15 protein-coding genes are annotated in these 13,272 nt (G+C 53.2%); 5 read left to right on the top strand and 10 right to left on the bottom strand.

What is annotated here, in order from left to right:
• Nucleotides 1–198: a helix-turn-helix transcriptional regulator gene (locus QWT68_RS01465; RefSeq protein WP_040286004.1), complete on the bottom strand. Its 198-nt coding sequence runs from the start codon at nucleotides 196–198 to the stop codon at nucleotides 1–3.
• Nucleotides 199–366: 168 nt separating this feature from the next.
• Here QWT68_RS01465 and QWT68_RS01460 point away from each other — a divergent pair, with 168 nt between their 5' ends.
• Together QWT68_RS01460 and mgsA are read left to right on the top strand one after the other, a co-directional pair.
• On the top strand, nucleotides 367–552 hold the full coding sequence (locus tag QWT68_RS01460; RefSeq protein WP_290149172.1) for a YhzD family protein: 186 nt from the start codon (nucleotides 367–369) through the stop codon (nucleotides 550–552).
• Between the two features lie 56 nt (nucleotides 553–608).
• Nucleotides 609–1,043 (top strand): methylglyoxal synthase, encoded by a 435-nt coding sequence (gene mgsA / locus QWT68_RS01455; protein WP_290149171.1) that lies wholly within the window; start codon nucleotides 609–611, stop codon nucleotides 1,041–1,043.
• Between the two features lie 12 nt (nucleotides 1,044–1,055).
• On the opposite strand, the gene QWT68_RS01450 is transcribed toward mgsA, so the two are convergent.
• The 5 genes from QWT68_RS01450 to QWT68_RS01430 all read right to left on the bottom strand — a co-directional run bounded on the left by QWT68_RS01450 (nucleotide 1,056) and on the right by QWT68_RS01430 (nucleotide 6,016).
• Entirely contained in the window at nucleotides 1,056–1,874 is an 819-nt protein-coding gene (locus tag QWT68_RS01450) for an STAS domain-containing protein (protein WP_040285802.1), read from the bottom strand.
• A 145-nt stretch (nucleotides 1,875–2,019) separates the two neighbouring features.
• The gene (locus tag QWT68_RS01445; RefSeq protein ID WP_290149170.1) at nucleotides 2,020–2,799 is read right to left on the bottom strand and encodes an enoyl-CoA hydratase; all 780 of its coding nucleotides are present in this window, start codon (nucleotides 2,797–2,799) and stop codon (nucleotides 2,020–2,022) included.
• Between the two features lie 89 nt (nucleotides 2,800–2,888).
• Nucleotides 2,889–4,394: a coproporphyrinogen III oxidase gene (locus QWT68_RS01440; RefSeq protein ID WP_040285804.1), complete on the bottom strand. Its 1,506-nt coding sequence runs from the start codon at nucleotides 4,392–4,394 to the stop codon at nucleotides 2,889–2,891.
• Nucleotides 4,395–4,496: 102 nt separating this feature from the next.
• Nucleotides 4,497–4,847: a YlbF/YmcA family competence regulator gene (locus QWT68_RS01435; RefSeq protein ID WP_040285805.1), complete on the bottom strand. Its 351-nt coding sequence runs from the start codon at nucleotides 4,845–4,847 to the stop codon at nucleotides 4,497–4,499.
• 20 nt (nucleotides 4,848–4,867) lie between these two features.
• Entirely contained in the window at nucleotides 4,868–6,016 is a 1,149-nt protein-coding gene (locus QWT68_RS01430; protein ID WP_040285806.1) for a DUF445 domain-containing protein, read from the bottom strand.
• A gap of 237 nt (nucleotides 6,017–6,253) precedes the next feature.
• Between QWT68_RS01430 and QWT68_RS01425 the strand changes: the two genes are divergently transcribed.
• Nucleotides 6,254–7,045: an ABC transporter substrate-binding protein gene (locus tag QWT68_RS01425; RefSeq protein ID WP_290149167.1), complete on the top strand. Its 792-nt coding sequence runs from the start codon at nucleotides 6,254–6,256 to the stop codon at nucleotides 7,043–7,045.
• 296 nt (nucleotides 7,046–7,341) lie between these two features.
• Here QWT68_RS01425 and QWT68_RS01420 read toward each other — a convergent pair whose 3' ends face one another.
• On the bottom strand, nucleotides 7,342–7,734 hold the full coding sequence (locus QWT68_RS01420) for a ferritin family protein (RefSeq protein ID WP_040285808.1): 393 nt from the start codon (nucleotides 7,732–7,734) through the stop codon (nucleotides 7,342–7,344).
• 73 nt (nucleotides 7,735–7,807) lie between these two features.
• On the opposite strand from QWT68_RS01420, the gene QWT68_RS01415 reads away from it, so the two are divergent.
• Nucleotides 7,808–8,011, top strand: a complete 204-nt coding sequence (locus tag QWT68_RS01415; RefSeq protein WP_040285809.1) for a DUF5342 family protein — start codon at nucleotides 7,808–7,810, stop codon at nucleotides 8,009–8,011.
• A 54-nt stretch (nucleotides 8,012–8,065) separates the two neighbouring features.
• Nucleotides 8,066–8,209, top strand: coding sequence for a hypothetical protein (locus tag QWT68_RS01410; RefSeq protein WP_179860748.1), 144 nt, complete (start codon nucleotides 8,066–8,068; stop codon nucleotides 8,207–8,209).
• A 56-nt stretch (nucleotides 8,210–8,265) separates the two neighbouring features.
• Here QWT68_RS01410 and QWT68_RS01405 read toward each other — a convergent pair whose 3' ends face one another.
• From QWT68_RS01405 to QWT68_RS01395, 3 genes are all read right to left on the bottom strand, one after another.
• Nucleotides 8,266–9,525 carry an MFS transporter gene (locus QWT68_RS01405; RefSeq protein WP_290149166.1) on the bottom strand — a complete coding sequence of 420 codons (1,260 nt, stop codon included), beginning with the start codon at nucleotides 9,523–9,525 and terminating at the stop codon, nucleotides 8,266–8,268.
• A 167-nt stretch (nucleotides 9,526–9,692) separates the two neighbouring features.
• Nucleotides 9,693–11,438, bottom strand: a complete 1,746-nt coding sequence (locus tag QWT68_RS01400; protein ID WP_040285810.1) for an ABC transporter ATP-binding protein — start codon at nucleotides 11,436–11,438, stop codon at nucleotides 9,693–9,695.
• A complete protein-coding gene (locus QWT68_RS01395; protein WP_040285811.1) occupies nucleotides 11,435–13,177 on the bottom strand; it encodes an ABC transporter ATP-binding protein in 1,743 nt (580 codons plus the stop codon). Before QWT68_RS01395 ends, QWT68_RS01400 begins: the two co-directional genes overlap by 4 nt.
• Nucleotides 13,178–13,272 lie beyond the last annotated feature (95 nt).

Raw genomic sequence — 13,272 nt, 5'->3', positions numbered from 1 at the left:
TCATTCCTCCTCGGGTATGAAAATATCCTCTATCCTGCAGCCGAACAGCTTCGCGATCTTAAATGCCAGGATGAGCGACGGATTGTAACGGCCTTTTTCAAGTGAAATGATTGTCTGTCTGGAAACATCCAGTTTTTCCGCAAGGTCATCTTGCGTCCAGCTATGCTCGGTCCGCCGTTCCCTGATCTTATTCTCCAGGTCGATACCCTCCTTCAAGCTGTGCGTGTATACCGTCCTTTACGTAAAGCTTACTTTACGTCACCCGCCATGTCAAGCATCCTTTACAAAGTGTTTGAAATGAATGACTGTTCACCTAATGATTTTTCATAGTATAATGGTGGAAACACCAGGGAGAGGACTGATTAAATGAGAACTTACAAACTGACAGCGTATGAAAAGGACGGAACACTGATCACGGACGAATCATTCACAGCAGAGACCGACGAGGCCGCAAAAGTCATCGGCCGTGAAATGATCGAGAAGCAGAACCTGTCCAATCAGACACACCGGCTCGCATCGCCGGCAGGCAAACTGCTGCTGTTCCACGTATGAGGTATGAAGCTTGATATTATGATATCCTTAGGCTGACCAGAGGGGAGTGTCAGACGTTGAAGATTGCATTGATTGCACACGACGAGAAGAAAGACGAAATGGTGAATTTCGCCATTGCCTATGAATCGATTTTCAAGAAATTCACGCTGTACGCGACGGGGACAACCGGAAAACGGATCATGGATGAGACGGATCTGACCGTCAATCGGATGAATTCGGGACCTCTTGGCGGTGATCAGCAGATCGGTGCGATGATTGCGACCGGCGAGCTGGATCTCATCTTGTTCTTCCGGGACCCGCTGACGGCGCAGCCCCATGAGCCGGACGTCAGCGCCCTGCTGAGGCTCTGTGATGTGTACGGCATCCCGCTCGCCACCAATATCGCGACGGCCGAACTGCTGATCCGGGCTGTCGAAAAAGGATATTTCGAATGGCGAACGACTGCCGATAAATACAAACAAAAAACGCTTGCCCGCTTTGAACGCGGATAAGCGTTTTTTCTATTACAAATACCATTGGATGGCTTGCTGGAGCGTACCGAGCGTTTCCGTGCCGCTGTCGAATTCCCGTCCGAGCACCGCCATCTTGCGTACAACATCCGGCCGCAGTCCGGTGATGACGACTTCGCATCCCATCAGTTTCGTGCTGTCAATCACTTTCCCCAGATTGTCGATGACCTCGTCTTCCATTTCAGCGATCCCTGACATATCCAGGATCAGCCGCTGGATATGCATCCGGCTGATTTCGAACAGCACCTTCTCCTGGATGACCGTCGTCCGGAAATAATCCAATTTGCCGATGAGCGGCAGGATGCTTATCGTTTCAGTGATCGGTATGATCGGTACCGACAAGTCTTCCACAAGTTCCCGCTGTGATGTGATCTGCTCGTCCTTGTAGCGTGAATAGCTGAGGAAGAACTCATTCAGGAAGACATCCAGCCTGGAGTTGATTTTCTTCTCCAACTCGAAAAACTGGCCGGCTGTAAAGTCTTTCTTATACTGCTCGATATACTGGCGGATGAATTTCCACATGGTGCGGCGGATGGCTGATACCCATTCCAGTTTAAAATAGAGTGTCAGCGAATGCTTCGCCCAGGCGATCCCTTCCACTTTCGCGAAAGCGACCAGTTCATCCTGCTGGGCCTCACTGACAAAGGTGACGAGTTTATGTGCATTATTGATAAGGTCGATATTGCCGATCCGGAGTATTTCACCTATCTTGTCATTCACCGTAACTGCTTCGATCAGCAGCTGCCTTTCAAACTCGTCACGGTGATCGGCGATGAACCTCTTAACATCCGGCCGGATTTCCGCGTTCCCCACGACTGAGCCCTCCTCGACTATAGTTTCCGTATGCAGGTTCCTGCTGCAACATTCATTATAACGCTTTCCCGATATACTGCACTCTAATTTGCTTTGCCGATGAAAAACCGGCATCTTCCTTTTAGTCGGATGCCGGTTTTCAACTTTACTTCCCTTCAAAAACAGGTTTTCTTTTTTCGATGAATGACCGGATCCCTTCCATATGGTCGGCTGTCTGCCTCATCGCAATCTGAGCGGCAGCCTCCCTGTCCAGGATGTCCGTCAGTTCAGCCTCATTGCTTCCATGCAGGATCCGTTTCGTTGCCATCATGGCGGACAGCGGCGACTTCAGCAGGGAAGACACCAGATGAGTTGCGGCCTGCCCGGATTGGCCGCTCGGCACGAGCTCGTCGACGAGACCCGCCGCCTTCGCTGTTTTCGCATCGAGCACGTCGCCGGCCCAAATCATCTTCTTGGCGTTCGCGGCACCGATCCGTTCTTTCAGGTAGAAGTGGCCGCCCCCATCCGGAACAAGACCAATTCCGATGAAGTTCATCGCAAGCTTGCTGTCCTCTTCCGCGATGATGATATCACACGCAAGCGCCAGTGTGAATCCGAGCCCGGCGGCCGATCCGTGGACAGCCGCAATCGTGATCTGCGGGAGCAGATATAATGCTCTCGATAAACGTGTGATCGACTTCATCACGTCTGTCATGTCCATCGGTGATGCGGGATCCGCCATCTTTTTTATATCTCCGCCCGCCGAAAACGTCCGGCCTGCCCCCCGGATTGTCAGCAGCTGGACATCTTGATCATCCTTCAGTGATTCGAACGCAGCTGCTAGTTCAGCCATCATGATATCATCCATGGCATTCATCGACTCCGGACGATTCAGCGTCAAGGATGCGTGCCTGCCGTTTTTTGTAAGTATAATTGTCTGAAACATGGTAGTCCCCTTCCTTCCCCGTTATCCGGCCAGCCTTCTGTAAATGAATGGCTGTTCATTACCTATTCGGGAACGGAAGGGAAACTCCTTTAATTCGTGACGGTTTCCGGAAAGATTTCATCCAGCAGCTCCAGCTTCTTCTCCATCGACTCCTGATACGACAAGATATACGCAGCCGGGTCTTTCGGATTCTGGAATTGCGTGATGCGGCCCGTTGCAGGGTCGCGGAATTTACTGGATGCTCCGCAGCCGATGCCGATGATCGACTGGACCTCTTCCATGATCATGATATTGTAGATGCTCTCTTCACCGGGCTTGGAATAGCCGACGTTTTCAAGATTGCCGAGGATGTTTTTCTGGCGGTACAAGTAGTAAGGGACGTAGCCGTTCTCCTCTGTCCATTGTTCACCGAGTCTCATCATCTCTTCAGCGGTCGGACGGTCTGCCACTTCGTACTTCTTTTTGTTGCGTGTCATTTCGGATGCCCGCTTGAACGACAGCGTATGGATTGTCAGGGACTCCGGCTGAAGTTTTCCGGTTTCCGCGAGTGAATGACGGAACTCCTCCGTCCCTTCGTTCGGCAGGCCGATGATCAGGTCCATGTTAATGTTCTTCATGCCCATCGAGCGTGACAATTTGAACTTGTCGATCGTCTCCTGGACGGTGTGATGGCGGCCGATCGCTTTCAGGGTTTCGTCGGTATAGGATTGCGGGTTCACACTGATCCGGTCGATGCCCCACTTCTTCAGCACGTCGATCTTTGCCGGGGTGATCGTATCCGGACGTCCGGCTTCCACGGTCACTTCCCGTACGTGCTCCATGAACGGGAAGGATTCGGCCATCACTTCGTACAGCGCGTCCATCTCCTCCGCTTCGATGGATGTCGGCGTGCCGCCGCCGAAATAGATCGTCGTCACACGGATCTGCCGGCGCTCGAGCCATTCGCCGAGCTGACGGATCTCTTCGTGCAGACCGTCCAGGAAATTTTCCACCCGCCCGTTTTTCCGGTGGATGGCATACGCAGGAAACGTACAGTAGGCGCATTTCGTCGGGCAGAATGGAATACCGATGTAGATGCTGACCTCCCGTTCCAGTCTGTACAGGTCCGGAACGGCTTCCAGCTGCACATCAGCAATCTTCTCCAGCAGGTCTGCCTTCCTGCGAGACACCCGGTGTTTCGACATCAGCAGACCCTTGGCCTCTTCCTGGCTCAGCCCCTTCTGCAAATAGGTATGATACAGCTTCGTCGGTCTGATTCCCGTCAGGATGCCCCACTCCTGCGTTATACCAGTGTACGCCTCGAGCGTTTCAAGGAACACATGGGAATACAGCCGTTTCCATTGACGGTTCCGTTCCTTTTCCGTGCCGCCTTCCGCCTTTTCGGTGAATGATGCTTCGAATGTGCGTTCATCCGCTGAAAGGAAGCCTTTTACAGAAAGCTGTCCTTCTGCCGCCTGTTCTTCAAAACGGAACGTCAGGCTGCCGGACTCACCTTCCCGGCAAATATGGGTCTCCTCGAAAAACAAATTCGCCAGGTGGATGAACATCCGCTTCCAATCTTCTTTGAAATCGCCCTGCAGCGCGATCATTTGCATAACTAGCCCAACTTTCTCCGGCAGTCCGTGCCGGTCTTCTCTGTCACTCAGTATAGCAAATCCGGAAAACAAAAAACCAGCCTGTCCGGCTGGTTTTTTGCATCAATTCATTGTTTCGTACAGGTCCTGCACAGGTTTCATGAGGATGCGGTTGATTTCATCGATGATACCGCTCAATTTCATCTCCGCTTCAAGCATTTCCATGATCTTCGGGTTCTGCTGGGACAGCTGCGCCGTCTTCTGCGCGTGCTCCAATTCGTCCGGCTGGATCTCTTCCCCTGCCATCTGCTTCTGCTGGAGCGTCATCTGGATCTCACGGAAATTACGGAACAGTTCCAATGCTTGCTTATCTTGTTTTACGCGCTCGATCGCTTCTTTCACGCCTTCAAATTCGTCTGTTGCGCGAAGTGAGCTTTCCAATGTGTTGATGTCGTCATAGATGTTGACTGCCATGTTCAATTCCCCCTAAATGATTACGTCAGATTGGTAAAGTATACAATGAGTCCTTGTACAATTCCAATGATACCGCCGAGCAGTGCACCAAGAACAGTGATCATTTTGAACTCCCGTCTCGAGATGCCGAGCACAAGATCCTCGAGGACGGCTACCGGGAACGTATCGACCTGTTCTTTGACGATCTGGTCGAGTTTCAATCTCTTCAAGGACTGCTCGAGCTGGACTTCCGCCTGTGCAAACGCGAACTCGACGAGCTGCGGTGTAAGATGTTCTGCGGTCCAGGCAGCCCCGTCCGCCCAATAATGGCGGATCGGCTGTGCCAGACGGCCGGCTGCATCCAGCTCATCCAGCGCATAATTGCGCAGGGATGTGCCGAGCCCTTCCCAGTCGAACCCGCCAGCGAGTTCTGCCATCGGACGCTGTTTCAGCTTGGTCCATTCATTCGTCAGCATCGTTTCGATCAACTGCGTCGTCCCAGGTGCGGCGATGAACTTCCTCGCTTCCCGCTGCACCTTCTCAACCAGCGAATTCGAATCGCCGAACAGCATTTTGACCATGCCGCCGAGCGTTCCTTTCGATTCAAGGAAATCCGTGATCAGCCGCTGGAACATCACCTTGCCTTCATAGCTGTCCACAAAGCCGTCCGCCCTTCCGAGTATGTAGGAAGTGAGTGACGGGATATGCTCTTCCGCCTGCTCCAGCCACTTGGCCGGGACTGTCTCCTCAACTGTTCCGGACAATACAGCCGTCTTGACCGCCTGGAACCGTTCATCGATCAGCTGACCGGCCTTTTGGTCGATCTTCCGTTCCATTCCGTGCACGCCGCCGAGTTCCAGCCAGTCCGCGAGCGTCCTGTCCGACAAGAGGATCTCCTTCTCCAATTTACCTTGCAGGAACGTCTCGGTCTTCTTCGCCATTTCAGGTGTCAGCAGGCGTTTCCGGAACGTTTCCGGCGTCAGCAGATAATTTGTGACCGTCTTGCCGAGCTGGACAGCCAGTTCATCCCGGCGTTTCGGAATGAGACCCGGTGTGAAGGGGATATGCCACTTGCCTATATATTTCGCTTCATGCGGACGGAACAGCATCTTGATCGCCAGGTGGTTTGTAAAGCCGCCGATCAGTGCCCCGATCAGCGCCATGAACAGCAGTACCCATAGAAAATCCATTGCCTCACCTTTTTCTGTTCAGTTTCATCCAGTATACCAGAACAGCGCTTTCCGCCCAATCGTTAGGGCCGGACAGCTCAGGGTGCGGCGGATGAATTCCATCTGTGTTTCCTGTACGATGGAAGTGACATAGAGGTCATGAGTTAAATGCAGCGCCGTATTGGCATGTTGCCGTTTCGTATGGAAATGCCATTCAGGCAGACTGCTGCCACTACTTTAAGCTGAAAGGATGATTGCATGGAGCGGACAGTTACGGACGCACTCGGCCGGACGGTCACGTATACATACCCGCCGAAGCGGATCGTGTCCCTATGTCCTGCTGTGACGGACACCCTGTTCGCACTCGGACTGGCGGATGAAACGGCGGGACGCACCCGGTTCTGCATCCACCCTTCTCCGGATGTGCTGGACGTTCCGGCGGTGGCCGGGACGAAAGATCTGAAACTCGATCGGATCCTGGAATTGCAACCCGATCTGATCATCGCCGAGAAGGAAGAGAATACGAAAGAAATGGTGGAAACGCTTGAACCGCATGTGCCTGTCTACGTGGCGGAAGTACAGTCCATCGAAGACGCCTATCGGATGATGATAGACATCGGCGATATAACCGGCCGTCTGCCCGAAGGTCGGCAGCTGGCAGAGAAGGCGAAAGCAGGATTCCAAACGCTGGAAGGAACCGTATCAGGTGACGTGCTCTATGTCATCTGGAAGAAGCCGTATATGGCTGCCGGGAGGACGACATACATCCAGTCGGTTCTGGAGCACCTCGGCTTCACGAATGCTGCGGCACGATTTCTCGGGCGTTATCCGGCACTTGAGCCGAAAGACATCCAAGACCTGGATCCTTCAGTAGTCCTTTTGGCTTCCGAGCCGTATCCATTCAAGCAGAAGCACATCAAGGAATTTCAGGAGATCCTGCCGAATTCCCTGATTCTCCCAGTAGACGGCGAGATGTTCTGGTACGGTCCGAGGATGCTGGAAGCCGTCCATTACTTCAGCAGCCTGCTGTCCGATATGCAGCACGAGTGAGAGGAAAAGCCTGGAGCGGCCAGTATACATTCCCAGCACCCCGGATATTTACACCTCCCCGTTTTAGTGCTATAGTTGTTTTGCCGGCAGATCTTTACTCATGCAGCAGGAGGATAACACAGGGCTTATAGTAATGTCCTCCTGACCGATCTTCCGACATATTCTTCGTGCAGTCCTTTGGCAGCATGCTGTCTACTGAACGATGACTTTCTGATTGGCCTCAGGAATTCATTTCAATGCATTATATATAGTTCTTTTTTCGAACCGTCCTTCCTGCGAGGACGGTTTTTACTTGTTCACTGAAGTCCATTGTAGATGACCGACAGCCGGATCGCGTGCTCCATCTCATCCTGCATGGCGATGAACAGCGGGTTATAGGCGTCCTGGATCGGTATGGACAGCAGCATCTCCTTATAGGTTTCAACTGCTTCCAGTTCATCAAGAAGCGCCTGTTGGACGCATGCTTTGACGTCATAGCAGGGAGCCGGACGTTTCGGATTGGCAACATAACTGCCGGTCAGCATATAATGGAGCTGCTGGAACATCTCATAGTGGCTTTTTTCGTCTTCATACATATGGCGGATGAAGTCTTTCCACATCGGCTTCTCGACTGTATCGTACAGCGACCGGTATAGGAAATACGCTTTGTATTCCTCATGGATGGCCGATTTCAGTTTGGCAACGAACATGTACTGCCCTCCTGTCCCCTTTTGCAGTTACTGTATGCCTAAAATCTTTGAATCATGAAAGGAGGCGATGGATATGCTTCAGCACTTCAAAGTCCAGCCGATGTTTGCAGGCGGACAGCTTCCGGGATGGACTTTCTCCTTCCACCTGGGCCCGGATCGCTACACCGGCGACTATCTTCCCGACGGAACGATCCGGTGGACAGGCAGCATACCGGATGATGAGGATAAAGTGAAGAAGATGGTCCATGAACTGATGATTTTCCATGTATATGAATAATAGCTGGCGCGGGATCCATACTACGTCCGATCACCAGTTACGGAGGGATGCAGGATGGATGGCAAAACACCTGATCAGCTGAAGAAAGAAAAGACCCAGCTGCACGTCGAGGATCAGAAAACGGAGAATGTCTTCGAGGACAAGAGCCGGGTTCCGGACGAGCAGAACGCCTGGAAAGAAACACAGCCGAAGCGCTGAAACGCTTCCATGCAAAGATGCCCGAACAGTCAATTGACTGCCCGGACATCTTTTTTTCATTCGGCGGATAAGTCCTGCTTGCCGATCACAATGTAATAGTAGATGGATGAAACGACATACAGACCTGCCGTGATGGAAAATGCGACGGCATATCCCCAATAGAACCCCTGCGCCACTACGAGACCCGTGGCAATCGGGCCCATCGATGCCCAGCCGAGCTGGAATACCGTCTGGTTCATGGAATTTGCGAGCCCCCGGTACTTATCGGTCACCAGTTCCATGGCGATGGCACTCTGGATCGGATTGCCGGCATTCATGAGTGCCTGCCGGAGCAGGAAACCGAGCGATGCGAACAGCAGTGAATTCGTGAAGGCTGTGAGCAGGAGGAACGGAATCGACAGCAGCTGAAAAATGATGAGCGCTTTCACTTTGCCCACCTTCTTGACCAGTATGGGACCGATCATCGCCGCCACCGCCGTCATGGCAGAACCGAGTGACAGCACAAGTCCGATCGTCGAATTGGACGCATGGAACCGGTTGGCGAAGTACAAGTTCAAATAAGGGACGACGAGCCCTGAGCCGAGACCGATCAGCAGTCCTGCGAATGAGAAATGGAGGATGAGCGTAAAATTCCGTTTGAAACTGTCGGCGGCCGCATCAGCGGGTGCTGTCCCGGCCTCTTCACGGACCTGCACAGGCACAGGCGGCCGATCTTTCAGGGCGAACAGCGGGGGCAGTCCGAGCGCAAAGATTCCTGCACCGATATACAGCGACCAGCGGATCGCATCGACCGTCTCCATCTTGAAAAGCAGTTCCAGCGCATCCGCGAGCAATCCTCCCGCCAGGCTCCCTGCCACTTGCGCGACCGTCACGAGTGCGAATTGTATGCTGAACAGCTTGACCCGTTCGGACGGCGACGAGTTCTCTGCAAGAAACGGAATTCCAGACACCTGGACAAATGCCATGAACACTCCCGTCAGCAGGGAAGCGAAGACGATCGGCCCTTCCAAAACAGCGGCACTCCGCAGGAACAGCGTGGCCATCGCAAGGGCGGTCCCTCCGGCTATGAGCCACTTCCTGCCGAACCGGTCACTCAGGAAACCGGCCGGCACAAGCATGACAGCCGTCGCAAGAGCTGTCATGGAAATGACCTTCCCGTTGACCGTTTCCGGCATGCCGAGTTCCCGGATGTACAAGTTATACATGACCATGAACACGCCAAGACCGATCTGGATGAATACATTCGCCAGCAGGAAATTTTTGATATTGCGATTAAAGGATGAAATCGTCTGGACCCAGTCCTTGATGAGATTCAAAAGATGCCCTACTTTCTTGTCAAAACATTTCGATACTCTAAATATATGTTTTTTTCTGCCGCTTGGCAATCTTTTTCATACAATCCTCAGAAACTCATGAAACGAAAAAACTGCCCCGAACCATCTGTAGGATGATTCGGGGCAGTACGGTTCACTGCATATTCAAGTTACGAAACGGAAATGCCCGATTGCAGTTTATACATCTGGGCATATTGACCGTCCAATGCAACCAATTCGTCGTGAGTTCCGCTTTCTTTGATCTCTCCGCGGTCAAGCACGAGGATGCGGTCGGCATTTTTGATGGTCGACAGGCGGTGGGCGATGATGAACGTCGTCCGGCCCTTCTTCAGGACATCCATTGCATGCTGGATGATTTCCTCGGTTTCGGTATCGATGTTCGAAGTGGCTTCATCCAGTATGAGGATGGCCGGATCGAATGCAAGTGCACGCGCGAAGGAGATGAGCTGGCGCTGTCCGCTCGACAGCGTACTGCCCTTCTCTACGACCGGCTCGTCGATGCCGCCCGGCAGATGTTCCAGCACACGTTCGCCGCCGACCGCATCGAGCGCTTCCTGGACAGCATCCCGGGTGATACGCGGGTCCCGCAGGCTGATGTTGGACTCGACAGTGCCTGTAAACAGGTACGGATCTTGCAGGACGATCCCCATGTGGCTGCGGACAGTCTGCCGCGGAAGCGCAGTGATGTCCTGCCCGTCGATCAGGATCTTCCCTTTCACCGGGTCGTAGAAGCGGAACAGCAGGTTCATGATCGAGCTCTTCCCTGATCCTGTATGTCCGACCAGGGCGACCGTCTCTCCCCGCTTCGCTTCGAAATTGATATCTTTCAGCACGTACTCATTTTCCTTATAGGCGAACCAGACGTCTTCGAAGGCGACATTCCCTTGATAACGTTCCATCCGTTCGTCGCTGACCGGCTCTCCCGCACGGTCCATCAGCTGGAATACACGCTCCGCCGCAACCAGCGAGTGCTCAAGACGTGCAAACTGGTTGACGATTCCCGTCACCGGGTTGAACAGCCGGGTGATATAATCCACGAATGCATACAGCATCCCGACAGAAATGACACTGCCCGCAGAAAATGATGCGCCAGCGAAATACCAGATGAAGATGACGAACGTCAGCGACCGGATCGTGTTGACCAGGTTGTGTGAGGTGGCCGCTTCGACTTTCAGCAGTTTCGTCTGATAATTGTAATGCGTCGTATTCAGTTCCTCGAATTCCTCTTCCATCTGCTTTTCCCGTCCGAACGCCTGGATGATCGTCATCCCGTTGATGGACTCATTGATCATCCCGTTCATGTCGCTCACTTTCGAGCGGATGACATGGTTCACCTTGGAGGCGAATTTCCGGTACAGAATCATCCAGACATAGAGCAGCGGCAGGACGAACAGCAGGATGGCACCCATTTTGGCATCCAGGCTGAACAGGGCGATATAGATCCCGATAATGTACATGCCGCTGATCGCGAACTGCGAGACGACTGTCACATACAGATGGCGGATCGCTTCCGTGTCGTTCGTCACACGTGCCACCACTTTTCCGGCAGGCAGATTATCGAAGTAGCTGATCGGCAGTGTCTGGATGTGCCGGTACAGCTCATTCCGCATCTTCTGCACGATCCGGTTCGCGGTCGCCTGCAGCATGATGTACTGACCGTAGCGGAATATTGCCGTCACGACGGCGAGGGCAAAGAAGATGACGAGCAGTTTCGCAATCGGAGAGAAGTCGATGCCCCCGGAATCCGAGCCTGCGATATGGTTATCGATGATCTGCTTCGCGATGATCGGCCCGAGCAGGTCGGCGCCTACCGCGACGGCGAGCAGCGCCATGCCGCCGATGAAGTACCCTTTGAATTGCAATGCATAGTGGACGAGCCGTTTACCGGTTGTCATGACTCGTCACCTCCAATCTGCTGCCGGTCATATTGTTCCTTGTACCAGCCATTCTGTTCAAGCAGTTCTTCATGTGTGCCTTCTTCGGTGACACGGCCGTTTTCAAGCACGATGATGCGGTCTGCATGCTGGACGGCGGACAGTCTGTGTGTCGTAATGATTGTCGTCTTCCCGCTCCGCTCGTTCTGGATGTTTTCAATAATCCTGGTTTCCGTCTTGGCATCGACGGCCGACAGTGAATCATCCAAGATGAGGATTTCCGGATTTTTCACGAGAGCCCGGGCAATCGAAATCCTCTGCTTCTGGCCGCCTGACAGGGCCACGCCTTTTTCACCGACAAGCGTTCCAAGCCCTTCCGGCAGCATTTCCAGATCCTTTTCGAAATGGGCAAGGCGGATCGCCTCCGCAATATCCGCTTCCGTTGCATCCGGCTTCCCGAACAGGATATTGTCACGCACGGAACGGGAGAACAGCACATGGTCCTGCGGGACGTAGCCCACCCAGTTCCTCACCTGCTCTTTGGTCATATCATCGAGCCGTCTGCCGTCGAACGTCAGCAGCCCTTCGCCCGCCGGATACTCACGCAGCAGCTGTTTGACGAACGTCGTCTTGCCGCTGCCTGTTTTACCGACGATGCCGAGTGTCTGGCCGCCGCCGAGCTGGAGACGGATCTGATCCAGATTCTTCCGTTCGGACGTAGGATAGCTGAAGCTCACGTCACTGAAACCGACCATGCCCGGTCGTTCCATCTGCACAGGCATTGACGGATCACGTACATCTTCAACAGCATCGAGCGTCTCCTGGACACGGTCGAGCGATGCGTTCCCCCGCTGCATGACGTTGATCAGTTCCCCGATCGCAAACATCGGCCAGACGATCATGCCGAGATAGACGTTGAAGGTGACAAGACCCCCGAGAGTGATATCGCCGACCGAGACGAGATAAGCTCCGTAGCCAAGACCGATAATGTAGGACATCGACGTCATGATCTTGGAAATCGGTGTGAACAGAGCGTCAATCCGCTCGACATCCATATTTTTCTTATAGACATCTTCCGTCGCATCCGCAAAGCGCTGCTCTTCAGCACGTTCCTGTACATAAGCTCTGACGACACGGACACCCGCCACAGCTTCGAGCACGTCATCGTTTAAATCGCCGAATGCACGCTGCGCCGTCACGAATTTCAGATGGATCCGTTTGCCGAGCACCTGCATGAGATAGGCGAGGATCGGCAGCGGCAGGATTGCTGCGAGCGTCAGTTTCCATGAGACGGCGAACCCCATCATGACGATGAGTGTGAACAGATAGACCGTCGAGTCGATCAGCGTCATAATACCGAATCCCGCAGTCTCCGAAATCGCCTGAAGGTCATTCGTCGAACGGGCCATCAGATCGCCCGTCTTATTCCGCTGATAGAACGAAGGCGTCATCTTAAGAAAATGGCGCATGAGATTGCCCCGCAGCTTCCGTTCAATGACATTCGCGCCGCCGAACAGCTGATACTGCCAGACGAAATCGCCGATATAGCCGATGACGGTGATTACAAGCAGAATGCCGATGTACGTCCACAGCAAGTGCGGGGTCATCGTATTCAGGTGGATTCCGTCGATCGCCTTCCCGATGATCCATGGGGGAACAATCGCAAATACACTCGTCATGATCAGCAGCAGCAATGCTACTGTGTAACGCATTTTATTCTCTTTGAAAAACCATCCTAATTTCCCTAATACCGAAAACATACTTTTCTACGACCTTTCTTTGAAACATCCGGCTATCCGCCATCACCTGTCTCTTTTTTCTCAGTTTGTTCCGCTTTCATTGCTTTTTCGATCTG

It is taken from the genome of Sporosarcina trichiuri, from assembly GCF_030406775.1.
GTDB classification, from domain to species: Bacteria; Bacillota; Bacilli; order Bacillales_A; family Planococcaceae; genus Sporosarcina; species Sporosarcina trichiuri.
This window is presented reverse-complemented; position numbering and strand designations above follow the sequence as displayed.